At 46.5% G+C, this 14681-nt stretch carries 20 protein-coding genes; 17 read left to right on the top strand and 3 right to left on the bottom strand.

Annotated elements, in window-relative coordinates; all coding sequences use genetic code 11:
- Nucleotides 1-51 precede the first annotated feature (51 nt).
- Nucleotides 52-432, bottom strand: a complete 381-nt coding sequence (locus tag HAP68_RS11830; protein ID WP_007408335.1) for a rhodanese-like domain-containing protein — start codon at nt 430-432, stop codon at nt 52-54.
- Nucleotides 433-625: 193 nt separating this feature from the next.
- On the opposite strand from HAP68_RS11830, the gene HAP68_RS11825 reads away from it, so the two are divergent.
- The 3 genes from HAP68_RS11825 to HAP68_RS11815 all read left to right on the top strand — a co-directional run bounded on the left by HAP68_RS11825 (nt 626) and on the right by HAP68_RS11815 (nt 2980).
- Nucleotides 626-1462, top strand: coding sequence for a lipoate--protein ligase family protein (locus HAP68_RS11825; RefSeq protein ID WP_003153114.1), 837 nt, complete (start codon nt 626-628; stop codon nt 1460-1462).
- A gap of 99 nt (nt 1463-1561) precedes the next feature.
- Nucleotides 1562-1990, top strand: coding sequence for a transcriptional regulator MntR (gene mntR, locus HAP68_RS11820; protein ID WP_007408338.1), 429 nt, complete (start codon nt 1562-1564; stop codon nt 1988-1990).
- Nucleotides 1991-2104: 114 nt separating this feature from the next.
- Nucleotides 2105-2980: a patatin-like phospholipase family protein gene (locus HAP68_RS11815; protein WP_003153118.1), complete on the top strand. Its 876-nt coding sequence runs from the start codon at nt 2105-2107 to the stop codon at nt 2978-2980.
- Here HAP68_RS11815 and HAP68_RS11810 read toward each other — a convergent pair.
- Together HAP68_RS11810 and HAP68_RS11805 are read right to left on the bottom strand one after the other, a co-directional pair.
- The gene (locus tag HAP68_RS11810) at nt 2977-3372 is read right to left on the bottom strand and encodes an SA1362 family protein (protein WP_003153119.1); all 396 of its coding nucleotides are present in this window, start codon (nt 3370-3372) and stop codon (nt 2977-2979) included. The two genes, HAP68_RS11815 and HAP68_RS11810, sit on opposite strands and share 4 nt — an antisense overlap.
- Before the next feature lie 34 nt (nt 3373-3406).
- Nucleotides 3407-4363 carry a DUF1385 domain-containing protein gene (locus HAP68_RS11805; RefSeq protein ID WP_003153120.1) on the bottom strand — a complete coding sequence of 319 codons (957 nt, stop codon included), beginning with the start codon at nt 4361-4363 and terminating at the stop codon, nt 3407-3409.
- 221 nt (nt 4364-4584) lie between these two features.
- Here HAP68_RS11805 and HAP68_RS11800 point away from each other — a divergent pair, with 221 nt between their 5' ends.
- The 14 genes from HAP68_RS11800 to accC all read left to right on the top strand — a co-directional run bounded on the left by HAP68_RS11800 (nt 4585) and on the right by accC (nt 14676).
- The gene (locus HAP68_RS11800; protein ID WP_003153121.1) at nt 4585-5115 is read left to right on the top strand and encodes a YqhR family membrane protein; all 531 of its coding nucleotides are present in this window, start codon (nt 4585-4587) and stop codon (nt 5113-5115) included.
- Between the two features lie 131 nt (nt 5116-5246).
- The gene (locus HAP68_RS11795) at nt 5247-6308 is read left to right on the top strand and encodes a M24 family metallopeptidase (protein ID WP_003153122.1); all 1062 of its coding nucleotides are present in this window, start codon (nt 5247-5249) and stop codon (nt 6306-6308) included.
- Nucleotides 6309-6332: 24 nt separating this feature from the next.
- On the top strand, nt 6333-6890 hold the full coding sequence (gene efp, locus HAP68_RS11790) for an elongation factor P (protein WP_003153123.1): 558 nt from the start codon (nt 6333-6335) through the stop codon (nt 6888-6890).
- 147 nt (nt 6891-7037) lie between these two features.
- Nucleotides 7038-7319, top strand: coding sequence for a YqhV family protein (locus tag HAP68_RS11785; protein ID WP_003153124.1), 282 nt, complete (start codon nt 7038-7040; stop codon nt 7317-7319).
- Nucleotides 7320-7395: 76 nt separating this feature from the next.
- The gene (spoIIIAA, locus tag HAP68_RS11780) at nt 7396-8319 is read left to right on the top strand and encodes a stage III sporulation protein AA (protein ID WP_015388013.1); all 924 of its coding nucleotides are present in this window, start codon (nt 7396-7398) and stop codon (nt 8317-8319) included.
- On the top strand, nt 8313-8828 hold the full coding sequence (gene spoIIIAB / locus HAP68_RS11775) for a stage III sporulation protein SpoIIIAB (RefSeq protein WP_003153126.1): 516 nt from the start codon (nt 8313-8315) through the stop codon (nt 8826-8828). The genes spoIIIAA and spoIIIAB overlap by 7 nt, the downstream gene beginning before the upstream one ends.
- 22 nt (nt 8829-8850) lie before the next feature.
- Nucleotides 8851-9057 carry a stage III sporulation protein AC gene (gene spoIIIAC, locus HAP68_RS11770; RefSeq protein ID WP_003153142.1) on the top strand — a complete coding sequence of 69 codons (207 nt, stop codon included), beginning with the start codon at nt 8851-8853 and terminating at the stop codon, nt 9055-9057.
- A gap of 12 nt (nt 9058-9069) precedes the next feature.
- Nucleotides 9070-9459 carry a stage III sporulation protein AD gene (gene spoIIIAD, locus HAP68_RS11765; RefSeq protein WP_071392571.1) on the top strand — a complete coding sequence of 130 codons (390 nt, stop codon included), beginning with the start codon at nt 9070-9072 and terminating at the stop codon, nt 9457-9459.
- Between the two features lie 32 nt (nt 9460-9491).
- Nucleotides 9492-10700 carry a stage III sporulation protein AE gene (spoIIIAE, locus tag HAP68_RS11760; protein WP_003153145.1) on the top strand — a complete coding sequence of 403 codons (1209 nt, stop codon included), beginning with the start codon at nt 9492-9494 and terminating at the stop codon, nt 10698-10700.
- Between the two features lie 16 nt (nt 10701-10716).
- Entirely contained in the window at nt 10717-11337 is a 621-nt protein-coding gene (gene spoIIIAF, locus HAP68_RS11755; RefSeq protein ID WP_003153146.1) for a stage III sporulation protein AF, read from the top strand.
- Nucleotides 11330-12022, top strand: coding sequence for a stage III sporulation protein AG (gene spoIIIAG / locus HAP68_RS11750; RefSeq protein WP_024085595.1), 693 nt, complete (start codon nt 11330-11332; stop codon nt 12020-12022). The genes spoIIIAF and spoIIIAG overlap by 8 nt, the downstream gene beginning before the upstream one ends.
- A gap of 3 nt (nt 12023-12025) precedes the next feature.
- Entirely contained in the window at nt 12026-12676 is a 651-nt protein-coding gene (locus HAP68_RS11745) for a SpoIIIAH-like family protein (protein WP_024085594.1), read from the top strand.
- A 153-nt stretch (nt 12677-12829) separates the two neighbouring features.
- Nucleotides 12830-13309 carry an acetyl-CoA carboxylase biotin carboxyl carrier protein gene (gene accB, locus HAP68_RS11740; RefSeq protein WP_003153152.1) on the top strand — a complete coding sequence of 160 codons (480 nt, stop codon included), beginning with the start codon at nt 12830-12832 and terminating at the stop codon, nt 13307-13309.
- Between the two features lie 14 nt (nt 13310-13323).
- Nucleotides 13324-14676, top strand: a complete 1353-nt coding sequence (gene accC, locus HAP68_RS11735) for an acetyl-CoA carboxylase biotin carboxylase subunit (protein WP_007408348.1) — start codon at nt 13324-13326, stop codon at nt 14674-14676.
- The last annotated feature ends 5 nt before the right edge of the window (nt 14677-14681 follow it).

Genomic DNA, 14681 nt, shown 5'->3' with positions numbered 1-14681 from the left:
ACGGTATAAAAAAAGAGCTTCCGTATAAAACGGACAGCTCTTTTTTCATGATTAGTTTTTTGCTTTAATTTTTCCGCCCCATTTTTTAAATCCGCCTTTCAGGTTGTAAATATCTTTGCAGCCGTGTTTGCGGAGCGTCTGTGCCGCGCGTCCGCTGCGGACATTGTTTTGGCAGTACAGATAAACGGGTTTATCAGGACGGATTTCACTTTTGCGCTGTTTCAGCTGTGACAGCGGAATGTTGCGCGCGCCGAGAATATGGCCGCCTTCAAATTCATTCGGTTCACGGACGTCAATCAGCTGCGCTTTTCTGTAGCCCGCGCGGAATTCCTCTTCCGTAAGTGTTTTCATTAAACGCTGCTGGTAAAAATACGAAACGATCATATAAACGATAAACGCCGCAACAATAATTAAAGCAATCATATTAGACAATGCAATTCTACTCCTTTAGCTTATAAAATCAAAACCCTGCTTCCTGAAAACAAGGCTTACCGGACGTTTTGGGACAAATACTATTATAGTAAAGCATGAAGCGATTGTCATCCTTAATGAAACGAAATATTTTTCATTTTCAAGGCAGTTTGTTAAACTGATTTTATTAAAACGATAAAGAAGGGTTCAGTGTATGGAAAAAGAAACATGGCGGTTTATTGACTCAGGGAATGAAAGCCCGGCATTTAACATGGCGCTGGATGAAGCGCTTTTATATTGGCACAGCCAAAAAAAAATTCCTCCGGTGATCCGTTTTTACGGCTGGAATCCGGCAACTTTGTCTGTCGGGTATTTTCAAAATATTAAGAAGGAAATTAACTTTGACGCAGTACATAAACACGGCCTCGGGTTTGTCAGAAGACCGACAGGCGGACGGGGTGTTCTGCATGATAAAGAATTGACATACAGCGTAATCGTTTCAGAGGATCACCCGGAAATGCCGGCCACGGTGACAGAGGCGTACCGGGTGATTTCAGAAGGTATTCTGCAGGGATTCAGAAACCTTGGACTTGATGCCTGCTTTGCGATTCCGCGAACAGAGAAAGAAAAAGAAAGCTTGAAAAATCCGCGCTCGTCCGTCTGCTTTGATGCCCCTTCGTGGTATGAGCTGGTCGTCGAAGGACGGAAAGTTGCCGGAAGCGCACAGACACGCCAAAAAGGTGTCATTCTTCAGCACGGTTCCATCCTGCTTGACATTGATGAGGATAAGCTGTTTGATCTGTTTTTATATCCGAGCGACAGAGTCCGTGAGCGCATGCAGCGGAATTTCAAAAACAAAGCGGTAGCCATCAACGCCTTAGCGCCGAAACGGGTAACGATGGATGAGGCCAGAATCGCTTTTAAAGCCGGTTTTGAGGAAGGGCTGAACATTCATCTTGAGCCTTACACACTCACGTCTGAAGAGCTTGCATTTGTCAATGAGCTGGCTGAGACGAAATACGCGTCTGATGAATGGAATTATAAGCGCTGATAAGGCTTGACAGACCGGAAGCATCCTTGTTTTTTCATGACCGTTAGTGTAAACTTGTAATGGTTTATAAAGTTAAGGTGCTTTTTGGGAGGGTTACTTATGACAACACCAAGTATGGAAGATTATATTGAACAGATTTATATGCTGATAGAAGAAAAAGGATATGCACGGGTTTCTGATATCGCGGAAGCTTTGGCAGTCCACCCCTCCTCTGTAACGAAAATGGTTCAAAAACTAGATAAAGACGAGTATTTGATTTATGAAAAATATCGCGGGCTCGTATTGACGTCAAAAGGCAAAAAGATCGGCAAACGGCTCGTATACAGACACGAATTGCTTGAGCAGTTTTTAAGAATCATTGGTGTTGATGAAGAGAAGATTTACAATGATGTTGAAGGAATCGAACATCATCTGAGCTGGAACAGCATTGACCGCATCGGCGACCTCGTTCAGTATTTTGAAGATGACGAAAGCCGGAAAAAAGAATTGAAATCCGTACAGAAAAAAACCGAAAATCCCGGTGAATAAAGGGCAGCCCGAAATGGGGCGCCCTTTTTTTAATGTCTTCATTCTTTGGTCTATTTCGCCCAGCCGTTTCTTAAAATAATAATACACCTTGAGATGGAAGGGAGAGGGCGCGCTATGCAGATTGACGGCGTATTTTCGGGCGGGGGGATAAAAGGGGTGGCGCTTGCCGGCGCTTATGAAGCGCTGGAAGAAAAGGGCTTTCGCTTTGAAAGGCTCGCCGGAACAAGCGCCGGCGCGATTATTGCCGCATTTATCGCTGCGGGCTATACGAGCAGAGAGGTTCATTCCATCATAGATGAGGTGGACGGAAGGCAATTGCTTGATCAGAGATACTCATTTCTCCCGCTGAAAATCCTGCAGTGGGTGTCGATATATTGGCGCCTCGGACTATACAGAGGCGATATGCTGGAAAAGTGGATTGCGGATAAATTAAAAGCGAAGGGCATCATCGCGTTCGGCGATTTGAAAAAAGGCTCGCTCCGTCTCATCGCTTCAGATCTGACGAACGGAACGATGATCGTGCTTCCTGACGATCTTCCCCGCTACGGATTAAATCCGGAGATGTTCCCGGTTGCCAGAGCCGTCAGAATGAGCTGCAGCATTCCTTATTTTTTTGAACCGATAAAACTGAAGACCGAAAAAGGCACCTCAACGGTCGTTGACGGCGGCGTGTTAAGCAATTTCCCGATTTGGCTGTATTCAAAAGAACGCAAACGGCCGGTCATCGGAATTTCGCTTTCGCCCAACGAAAAAGAGCGCCCGAAAAAATCAATCCGCAACGCTTTTGAGCTGTTCGGGGCTTTGTTTGAAACGATGAAAGACGCTCATGATGCCAGGCATATCGCGACAAAGTACGAACAGAATATTATTTTTATTCCAGTGGAACATGTGATGGCGACGGAGTTTCATCTCACACCGCAAAAAAAACTAGCTCTCATTGAGCTAGGAAAAAGCAGAACAGAGCAATTTTTGAAGCAATGGAGCTATTAAAAAAGCGCTCTGTTTTTCTTTTTATTCTTTTTGCCTTCTATGACGGTAAGCTGGGTCTGGCTTTTTTTCTTAAGAATCATCGGCTTCGGTCTGCTGCTGCTCGGCACGCTCCGCAAATGGCTGACCCGGCCTCTGTGTCCGGCGCGGTGCTTCGCTTTTTGCTCCTTCATTCGGAGCCGCGATTGTCTGGCCGCTTTTTTGAAAGCGGTTCCGTCACGGCCGGTGCGTCGGTTCAGGACCGTCCTCACGATAAAATAAATAATAATGCCTGCGATAATAACGGTGATTGCTCTTGAAATCATCTGCCCGGGGTTGGTTACCGCCGCATAAATGAAACCGAATGCGCCAAGCGCTATCAATACAGCAAAAAAAGGTTGTACACGATGATTCATAACTGCCCACCTCCAAAATAATAACGGTAACGGTTCAGATTACGTTGTGAGACGGCTTTTCGCTCTGTTCTGAAATGTCTTCCAGTCTGAGAAGCTCGTTAAAGCTTTCTATGGCAACCTCGACCTGGTCATCCGCCGGTTCCTTTGTCGTTAAAAGCTGCAGCCACAGGCCGGGATAACCGAGCACTTTCAAAACGGGGATATTCCGTACTCTGTTCGTCAGCTGGAGCACTTCAAAGGAGATGCCGAGAACGACCGGTATAAGCGCAATCCTGTCTAAAATCCGCACCCAAAGCGGATCTGTCGGAACGAGTAAATAGACGAACATGCCGACAATGATCGTAAATAAAATAAAGCTTGAACCGCAACGGTAATGAAGCCGTGACTGTTTCTGAACATTTTCTATTGTAATTGGCAAATTCTGTTCATAACAGTTTATGACCTTATGTTCGGCTCCATGATATTGAAACACTCTTTTAATTAACGGCGTCATTGATAAAAAATAAATGTATCCGAGAAGCAGAATCAGCTTAAACAGACTTTCGATTCCGATCTGCGCGGCGTCTGAGGAAAATACGGGCCTTACAAGCTCCGCTAAGAAGACCGGGACGAGCGTAAAAACGAATTTGCTGAACAAAAACGACAGAACGCCGATCACCGCCAGGCTGAAAAACATCGATAAGCCGGAACCCTTCTTATCTTCCTGCTCCAGCTTGGCGTCATCCTGAGGATCAAGCCCGTAACGTTCGCTGGAAAAGTTTAAATGCTTTGTGCCGTTGGCGCTCGCCTCAATGATGGCGACGATTCCCCGCAAAAAAGGAATCTTTTTTAAAGCCGAAAGCTTGGCGTTCGGCACTCTCGGAAGCTTGAAAAAATCAATGCTTCCGTCATTCCTGCGGATGGCGGTAACATAATTTTTTCTGCCGCCGAACATTACCCCTTCAACGACAGCCTGCCCGCCGTATGCAGGGGGCGTTTTTTGTTTGGACATTGTTTATCAACCTGCCTGTTTTCTTAGGATTTACTAACCATTTCCTTTCACTCTATTGTACAGGAAACCGCGGTAAACCTCTAGTTAGACAGCCGGAAAATCAATGCTTTTTCTACATGCAGTATACCCCGTTTCTTTAGATTTTACTCATTGAATGAAAATATGGCGCAGCTTTTTATGACTTTTCAATTTTTGGGCAGTCTATGACTGGAGGTGCCATGATGACAAGCGAAAAACATTCAGAACAGGAAGAAAAAAAGAAGCAGGATGATGATCAGCAGCCTGTTTCATTTACCGGCAGAATTTGCGGTATCGGATTTGCCGGCGGTGTATTTTGGAGTTTGATCGGCTATCTCGGGTATGTCTTTCATTTTTCAGAGATCAGCCCCAACATGATTCTTCAGCCGTTTATGATCGGAGAATGGAAAAAACAATGGCTGGGCACGATGGTCAGCATCGTTGTCATCGGATTCATTTCAATTGCCGGGGCGTTTATTTATTTCGTCTGCCTGAAGCGTTTTAAAACCATGTGGCCGGGGATGGTGTACGGCGTCATTTTATGGTGTGCGGTTTTTTTCTTATTCAATCCGATTTTCGAAGATGTGAAATCCGTCACTGAATTGAAATCAGATACAATCGTGACGACGCTTTGCCTTTACATTCTGTACGGTTTGTTTGTCGGCTACTCAATTTCCTTCAACTACAATGAACTTACGTCAGACAAGCTTGCAAGGGCGCTCGGCAACAAGTGAATAAGTGTATAATCCCTGTCCGGTATGGTAAAATGTTCACGAGAAGTGAACATTTTTTATGCTGAAAACCGGGCGGGGATGCTCCCGCGTTGTCAGGCGGCAGTCAAGAATCGGCGAGGAGGAGAAAGGGAATGAAACTTGAGAAATTGCGAAATCTTTTCGGTCAGCTGGATATAGACGGAATGTTGGTGACAAGCTCCGCCAATCTGCAGTACATGACGGGATTTACGGGTTCGTCAGGCCTTGCGGTCATATCGAAAGAACGTGCGGCATTTATCACGGATTTCCGTTACACCGAGCAGGCGAAGACGCAAGTGAAGGGTTTTGACATTATCGAGCACGGCGGAAGCTTAATCCAAACGGCTGCGGATACGATTCTTGAGTACGGCATTAAAAAACTCGGCTTCGAGCAAAACAGCATGACGTACGGAACATATGCATCCTACCAAGCGGTGCTGCAGGAAGCGGAGATGGTTCCCGTCGCGGATTCCGTTGAAAAGTTGCGCTTGATTAAGTCAAGTGAAGAGATTAAGATATTAGAGGAAGCTGCGAAGATTGCGGATGATGCGTTTGAACATATTCTGACGTTTATCAAACCGGGCATCTCAGAGATTTCAGTTGCAAACGAGCTTGAATTTTATATGAGACGTCAAGGAGCAGACGGCTCTTCCTTTGATATGATCGTCGCCTCGGGAGTCAGATCCAGCCTTCCCCACGGAGTGGCAAGCGGCAAATTGATTGAAAAGGGAGACTTGGTCACGCTCGATTTCGGCGCTTATTATAAAGGCTATTGTTCTGATATCACACGCACCGTCGCGGTCGGAGAGCCAAGTGATAAACTGAAAGAGATTTATCAGGTCGTATACGATGCCCAAGCGCTTGGTGTCCTGCATATTAAACCCGGCATGACGGGAAAAGAAGCGGATGCCCTGACGAGGGATCATATCACCGCAAAAGGCTACGGACAGTATTTCGGCCATTCGACAGGACACGGGTTCGGAATGGAAGTCCATGAATCACCGGGGCTGTCTTTCAGGTCATCGGCCGTTCTTGAGCCGGGCATGGCGGTAACGGTTGAGCCGGGCATATACATACCGGAAGTCGGGGGCGCAAGAATCGAAGATGATATCATCATCACTGAGGACGGCAACCGGACAATTACGCATTCCCCTAAAGAATTAATTATTTTGTGATCGGAATATAGGAGGACATCAAACATGATTTCAGTTAACGATTTTCGTACAGGACTAACGATTGAAGTAGACGGCGGCATTTGGCGCGTCGTTGACTTTCAGCACGTAAAACCGGGAAAAGGAGCGGCATTTGTCCGTTCTAAATTGCGTAACCTGCGCACGGGCGCTATTCAGGAGAAAACATTCCGTGCAGGTGAAAAAGTCGCGAAAGCTCAAATCGAAACAAAAACGATGCAGTATCTTTATGCCAACGGCGATCAGCACGTGTTCATGGATACAAGCTCATATGAACAGCTTGAATTGAACGAAAACCAAATCGAAGAAGAATTGAAATACCTTCTGGAAAATATGTCTGTGCATATTATGATGTATCAGTCTGAAACGCTCGGTATTGAACTGCCGAACACAGTTGAACTGAAAGTTGTTGAAACAGAGCCGGGAATTAAAGGCGACACGGCGTCAGGCGGCACGAAACCTGCCAAAACGGAAACAGGCCTTGTCGTAAACGTACCGTTCTTCGTGAACGAAGGCGATACGCTGGTTGTAAATACATCAGACGGTTCTTACGTGTCAAGAGCGTAGTTAAAGAAATTCGGAGTCTGCTCCTTTTACGGGGCAGGCTTTTTTTGCGTTCTGCCTCAGAATCTTTCTTCTATATGAAAATAGTGAGACTACTTCCGTCAGCTAGAGCATATAGTGTAACAAAATGCTTGAAGTTGGGGGATTGCAATGAAATTTTTGTTCGGTTCAATCAATTCTACTGTTTTAACGATGGCCGGTTTACGAGTTTTGTCCTCGCTCATTGAATTATCTGCCGCTATTATCATGCTTTTGACAAACGACATCAGAAAAGCGGTTGTGGTGAATAGTATTTTGGCAATCGTCGGCCCTCTGATCTTTATCATCACAATGACGATCGGCATTTATCAGATTGCCGGACAGCTCTCATATGCAAAATTAATATTGATTTTTGCGGGGGTGGTGCTGATTTTGGCCGGTGTGCATAAATAGAGGGCCGGGGTGTCATAAAGTCTGTCCCGGATCATACATTTTAAAGAAGCCAATCGGTAAAAAGGAGGAGACTCTATTGAATGAAATTACAGAGGTTCTCCCTGAATTATTGAGAGATGCCATCTCCGCCGTGCCCGAAGAAGCGAGGCGGGATACAGAAGAAATCAGAATCCGGGTCGACAGGCCGGTTGAACTGATCCAAAAAGGACAACCTTTGTATTTGTCATATGTGTGTACGGCCGGCGACGCACAGCTGATCCTCAGCCGGCTCAGCAATTACAGTATGTACACGCTGGAAGAAGAGCTGAAAAAAGGATACATCACAATCAGAGGAGGCCACCGTGTGGGGCTGGCCGGAAGAGTCATCGTCGAAAACGGAGCCGTCAAAGGACTCCGGGATATTACTTCTTTTAATATCCGAATCGCCCGGGAGAAGCTGGGGATCGCAGAACCGCTCATTCCTTTCTTATGGAAAGAAAACTGGCTGAACACGCTGATCATCGGTCCTCCGCAAACGGGGAAAACGACCTTGCTTCGTGATTTGGCCCGGCTTTCCAGCACCGGATCAAAACGCATCCCGGCAAAAAAGACAGGTATCGTAGATGAACGGTCGGAAATTGCCGGCTGCCTGCGGGGCATTCCACAGCACAGTTTCGGCCGCAGAGTCGATGTCCTTGATGCCTGTCCGAAGGCGGAAGGGCTGATGATGATGATCCGTTCTATGAGTCCTGATGTCATAATTGTGGATGAAATCGGGAGAATGGAAGACTCACAAGCGCTGCTGGAGGCGCTCCATGCGGGCGTATCCGTTATCGTCTCTGCGCACGGATGGAATATGAAAGACTTGGTCAAGAGGCCGTCGCTGAAAATGCTTTGGGAGGAAAACGTGTTTGACCGGTATGTTGAACTGTCAAGGCACCGCGGTCCGGGAACGATCAGCAGGATGTACGGAAAGGACGGGGAACCGGTTCCGCATGCTGAAAGCGTGATGACATGCTGAAGCTTTTGGGTGCCGTGTTCATTCTGACAGCGACGACATGGACGGGATTTGAGATCGCCAAAATGTATATTGAAAGGCCGAGACAGATCCGTCAGCTGCGCGCGGCGCTGCAATCGCTTGAAGCGGAAATCATGTTCGGGCATACGCCGCTGCACATAGCTTCGGGACAAATCGCCGCACAGCTTTCCAAGCCTGTATCGTCATTGTTTCAAGCTTTCAGCAGGAGGCTTGAGCAGGGAAGCGATTCCGCCAAAACGGCCTGGGAACAGAGCTTGAAACATAACTGGCCCTCCATGGCGATGAAAAAAAGCGAATACGATGTGCTGAAGCAATTCGGAGAGACGCTCGGGCTCCATGACCGTGTTTCTCAGCAGAAACATATCAAGCTTGCGCTTACACATTTGGAAGCGGCGGAAGCGGATGCCGGACGGGCGCAGGCGAAAAATGAAAAAATGGTGAAAAGCTTAGGATTTTTAGCCGGACTGTTACTCATTCTTCTATTGATGTAAACATGAGGGGAGCAAACATAAAATGGGAGTCGACGTAAATGTCATTTTTCAAATCGCCGGAGTCGGTATCGTGGTTGCGTTTCTGCACACCATACTTGACCAAATGGGAAAAAAAGAATACGCCCAATGGGTGACGCTGCTTGGCTTTATCTATATTTTATTTATGGTGGCGACGATTGTCGATGACCTGTTCAAAAAGATCAAAGCTGTGTTTCTATTCCAAGGATAGGGGGGCTTACAGATTGAGATTGTTCAAATTGTAGGTTTAGGCCTGATCGCCACATTTCTCTCCCTGATCGTAAAAGAACAGAAACCGACTTTCGCGTTTATGATTGTCGTCTTCAGCGGCTGCGTGATCTTTCTCTATCTCATCGATCAGATTTACGACATTATCAGAATGATAGAAAAAATAGCCGTCAATGCAAATGTCAATATGGTCTATGTGGAAACCATTTTAAAAATTATCGGCATCGCCTACATCGCTGAATTCGGTGCGCAGCTGACAAAGGATGCGGGCCAGGGAGCGATTGCTTCGAAAATAGAGCTGGCCGGAAAAATTTTGATACTGGTAATGGCCGTGCCGATACTCACCGTCATTATTGAAACGATTCTCGGACTTATTCCTTCTTGATCATCAATAAAATGGAAAGGGGGGCACAAAAAATGAAGCGCTTTCGGTGGGCGGGGGCTTTTTTGTTCATCCTCTTATTTTTTCAGACTGAATGTGTACAAGCTGCCGGAACAGACGGTGCGTCGCAGGAAACCGCAGTTCACCAAGAATCCGCTGATGAAGTGGCGAAAAAGCAGGCCGAAGCGCTGAAAACAGAAGGCATCGGAAAGTTTTGGGACGACATCATGACAGAATACGGCGGTCTTCTGCCTGAAAGCCAAAAGGGAAGCATCATCGACTTTATTAACGGTGAAAAAACGTTCTCGCCGGAGGCATGGCTGAAGGCTTTATTTTCATACTTGTTTCATGAAGTGCTCGCAAACGGAAAGCTTCTGGGAACTTTGATTCTTCTCACCATTTTTTGTGTCATTCTGCAGCTTTTGCAAAATGCGTTTCAGCAGAGCACTGTCAGCAAAGTGGCTTATGCAATCGTCTACATGGTGCTGATTATTCTCGCTTTAAACAGCTTTCATGTTGCCGTCAATTATGCCAGTGAAGCGATCCAGACGATGACAAGTTTCATTCTCGCGCTCATCCCGCTTTTACTCGCGCTTTTGGCGTCTTCCGGGGGAGCCGTCTCCGCAGCTTTTTTTCACCCCGTTATTTTATTTCTGATGAATACGAGCGGCCTTCTCATTCAAAACATTGTCATGCCGCTTATTTTCCTGTCAGCGATTTTAAGCATCGTCAGCACGATGACGGATCAATATAAAGTCACGCAGCTTGCCAATCTGCTCAGAAATATCGCGATCGGCGCGCTTGCCGTATTTCTCACCGTGTTTCTCGGCGTCATCTCCGTACAGGGGGCTTCGGCTGCCGTGACGGACGGGATTACGCTCAGGACTGCAAAATTTATCACAGGCAATTTTATTCCCGTGCTCGGCCGGATGTTTACGGATGCGACGGATACGGTCATCAGCGCCTCGCTCCTATTAAAAAACACCGTGGGAATCTTAGGAGTCGGAATTTTGATCTGCATCTCCGCGTTTCCGGCGATCAAAGTGCTCTCGCTTGCTTTTATTTATAAGCTCGCGGCCGCTATTCTGCAGCCGCTCGGAGGCGGGCCCGTCATTACGTGCCTCGGCGTCATCAGCCGAAGCGTGCTGTATATTTTCGCGGCGCTCGCCATCGTCTCTCTCATGTTTTTCCTCAGTATTACAGTCATTATTACAGCAGGCAACCTCACCATGATGATGAAATAAAGGAGGCCCATTGGATATGAGCTTTTTAACAGAATGGCTGACAAGCATTATTTTGTTTATCTTATTCGCCATCGTCATCGACATGCTGCTGCCCAGCTCCAGTATGCAAAAATACGCCAAGATGGTTGTCAGCCTGCTGTTAATCATTGTCATGCTCAACCCGATCTTCAAACTTTTCAAAACAGACCCGGAAATCATCTTCGATTATTTGACAAAACAAGAGCAATCTCAATCCGCTGATATAAAAAATCAAATCAAATCAGAAAAAAAAGAAATACAAGCATCAAACCGCGCATATGTTTTAGAAGAAATGGCTGTCCAACTAAAAAAGAAAGCGGAGGAGATGTTCAGTCATGACGAATACAAAATAGACGACATCCGCCTTACAGCGGAAGAACAGGTTCGTTCAGAAGAAGATGTAAAAACGATCAGCGTGTATATGGCCCCATCTTCTGAAAAAACCGTGCAAACCGTCGCACCGATCGACATCCGCACAGACCGCAAATACGAACCGGAAGGCGCAGCCGACAAAAAAGAGGCCGCAGACATCAAAGAAAAACTTGCGGATATATGGGAAATCGGCAGTGAGAAAATTACGGTTTATATGGAAGGCGGGGAGAAAAACGGCCATGAATAAAAACGGACTATGGACCATACTCAAAAAACAGCTGATGATCGGACAGGCGAAAGACGGAGAAAAACCAAAACTGACAAAATATCATTACTTTCTGTTCGTGTTTGTGCTCGGAGTATCTTTTATGCTGGTGAGCCAGCTGTTCTCTTCACCGGAGAAAACCGGGAAGGACCAAGCGGCGCAGACCGTCATGTCCGGCCGAACGGAAGACAAAAGCGGGCAAAAAAGCGCACCCGTTTTTAAGGCATCGAAAGACAGCAGCGCCAAAAACACGATCGATGATTATGAAAGAGACTATGAAAACCAGCTGAAAGAAATCCTTGAAACGATTATCGGCGTGGAGGATGTATCAATTGTCGTGAACGTAGACGCAACATCTTTGAAAGTGTTTGAGAAAAATAAAACGAAAAAAGACACCACCACCGAAGAAACCGATAAAGAAGGCGGCAAAAGAAGCGTAACCGATCAAACCTCTGAAGAACAAATTGTCATGATTCGAAACGGGGATCAGGAAACCCCGGTCGTCGTCCAGACGAGAAAGCCCGATATCCGCGGTGTACTCGTTGTCGCTCAGGGAGTGGACAACGTTCAAATAAAAAAAACCATCATTGATGCCGTCACAAGGGTGCTTGATGTTCCGAGCTACCGTGTAGCGGTTGCCCCTAAAAAAATCAAGGAGGATTCATAAATCATGCTGAAAAAACAAACGGTTTGGCTTTTAACAATGCTCAGTCTCGTCGTGGTATTAAGTGTTTATTATATTATGTCGCCGGAAAGCAAAAATGCCGTGCAGATGAAAAGCGAAAAAAGCAGCGGAGAAGTGGCAACTGAAAAAACGCCGGCTCCTGAAACGAAAGATAAGAACGGAAGCGGCACGGATAAAGAAGACGGAACAAAAGGAACGAAAGATTCTAAAGGCGCAAAAGAGGATAAAGAAACATCAGCCGAAGCATCGGACAAAGACGGATCGGTCGCTACAGAAACAGCTGATGAAAACTTATTTACCGCATACCGCATGGAACTTGAAGACGCAAGAAGCAAAGAAAGGGAACAGTTAAACAGCATTGTTTCAAGCGATGATGCGACCGCAAGGGAAAAAAGCGAAGCCTACGATAAAATGACGGCGCTGAGCAATGCTGAAGGGACGGAAAAACAGCTGGAAACGCTGATTAAAACACAAGGCTACAAAGATGCGCTCGTGGATGCTGAAGGAGACAAAATCAACATTACGGTCATGTCTGACAAACATTCAAACGCAAAAGCTTCCGCTATCATTGACCTGGTGGAAAAAGAAATCAAGACGATGAAAGACGTCGCCGTCACGTTTGAACCGACAAAATAAGAGATCTCCACCGCCCGCACCCGCTGCGGGCTTTTCTGATGTCATTTTAGATCAGTGTTGAATTTACACAAGCGCTCCTGTAAGATAAACATAGTATGTACTTTTAGTAGCAACCCATAAATTTCTATTTTTTATACATAGGAGTGGAAACTGATGTTAAAAATCAACGAAATTCATGAACTGATAAAAAGAATCGATGAATCTTCCATCGACGAATTCGTTTACGAAATCGAAGGCGTAAGCCTCAAACTGAAAAAAAATGAAGCGCCGGCAGTGAATGTAACGGGACAAGCTCAAGCCGTTCCCGCCGCTTACGCACCTGCTCCGCAGGCTGCAAAACCGGAAGCGCATGAAGCCGCTCCTGTTCAGGAAGCGCCGAAACAAGACGAAAACCTGCACAAAATTACGTCTCCGATGGTCGGAACGTTTTATGCTTCTTCATCGCCGGAAGCCGGCCCTTACGTAAACCAAGGTTCAAAAGTGAGCGAAAATACAGTTGTTTGTATCGTAGAAGCAATGAAACTCTTTAACGAGATTGAAGCCGAAGTAAAAGGAGAAATCGTTGAAGTGTTAGTTGAAAACGGCCAGCTGGTCGAATACGGACAACCTCTATTTCTTGTAAAAGCTGAGTAAGGAGACCTGCTATTATGATTAAAAAGCTATTGATCGCCAACCGAGGAGAAATCGCCGTCAGAATCATCCGGGCCTGCAAAGAGCTGGGCATTGAAACTGTAGCCGTTTATTCTGAGGCAGATAAAGACGCCCTGCATGTCCAAATGGCCGATGAGGCTTTTTGTATCGGGCCGAAAACATCAAAAGAAAGCTATTTAAATGTAACGAACATCGTCAGCGTCGCAAAGCTGACCGGCACGGATGCGATTCATCCGGGATACGGGTTTTTAGCTGAAAACGCCGACTTTGCCGAGCTGTGCGAGGAATTGAACGTAACGTTTGTCGGCCCTACGGCTGACGCCATTTCAAAAATGGGAACAAAAGATATCGCGCGCGACACGATGCAGCTGGCGGGTGTGCCGATTGTGCCCGGTTCAAAAGGAATCATAAAAAATACCGAAGAAGCGGTTTCGCTTGCAGGTGAAATTGGGTATCCTGTGATTATAAAAGCCACTGCGGGCGGAGGCGGAAAAGGCATCCGGGTCGCACGCACAGAAGAAGAACTGATCAAAGGCATTGAGATTACCCAGCAGGAAGCCGCTACGGCATTCGGAAATCCGGGTGTGTACATCGAGAAGTACATAGAAGATTTCCGCCATGTTGAAATTCAGGTGCTTGCGGATAATTACGGAAACACGATCCATCTCGGAGAGCGTGACTGTTCTATCCAAAGACGTCTGCAAAAACTTCTTGAAGAGTCACCGTCACCTGCGCTTGATTCTGAAATCAGGGAGCAGATGGGCGAAGCTGCGGTAAAAGCAGCGAAGGCCGTCGGTTACACGGGAGCCGGCACAGTAGAATTCATTTATGACTACAGAGAACAGCGCTACTACTTCATGGAAATGAACACGCGTATTCAAGTAGAGCACCCTGTCACAGAAATGGTGACGGGAACGGATCTGATCAAAGAACAGATCAAAGTGGCATCCGGACAGGAGCTTTCGCTCAGACAGGAAGACGTTGAATTTAACGGCTGGGCGATTGAATGCCGCATCAATGCTGAAAATCCTGCGAAAAACTTCATGCCTTCACCCGGTAAAATTAACATGTACCTGCCGCCGGGCGGACTCGGCGTACGCGTGGATTCAGCCGCATATCCCGGCTATTCGATCCCGCCGTACTATGACAGTATGATTGCTAAAGTCATCACATACGGAACAACGCGTGATGAGGCAGTCGCACGGATGAAACGCGCGCTGAGCGAATTCGTGATTGAAGGTATTGAAACGACGATTCCGTTCCATCTGAAACTGCTTGAACACGAAACATTTGTCAGCGGAGAGTTTAATACAAAGTTTTTAGAAACATATGATGTAATGGGCTCATAATTTTT

Source organism: Bacillus sp. Bvel1, assembly GCF_014872755.1.
Classification (GTDB): Bacteria; Bacillota; Bacilli; order Bacillales; family Bacillaceae; genus Bacillus; species Bacillus velezensis.
Note: the sequence above shows the minus strand (reverse complement) of the source record. Positions and strands in the feature narration are given on the sequence as shown.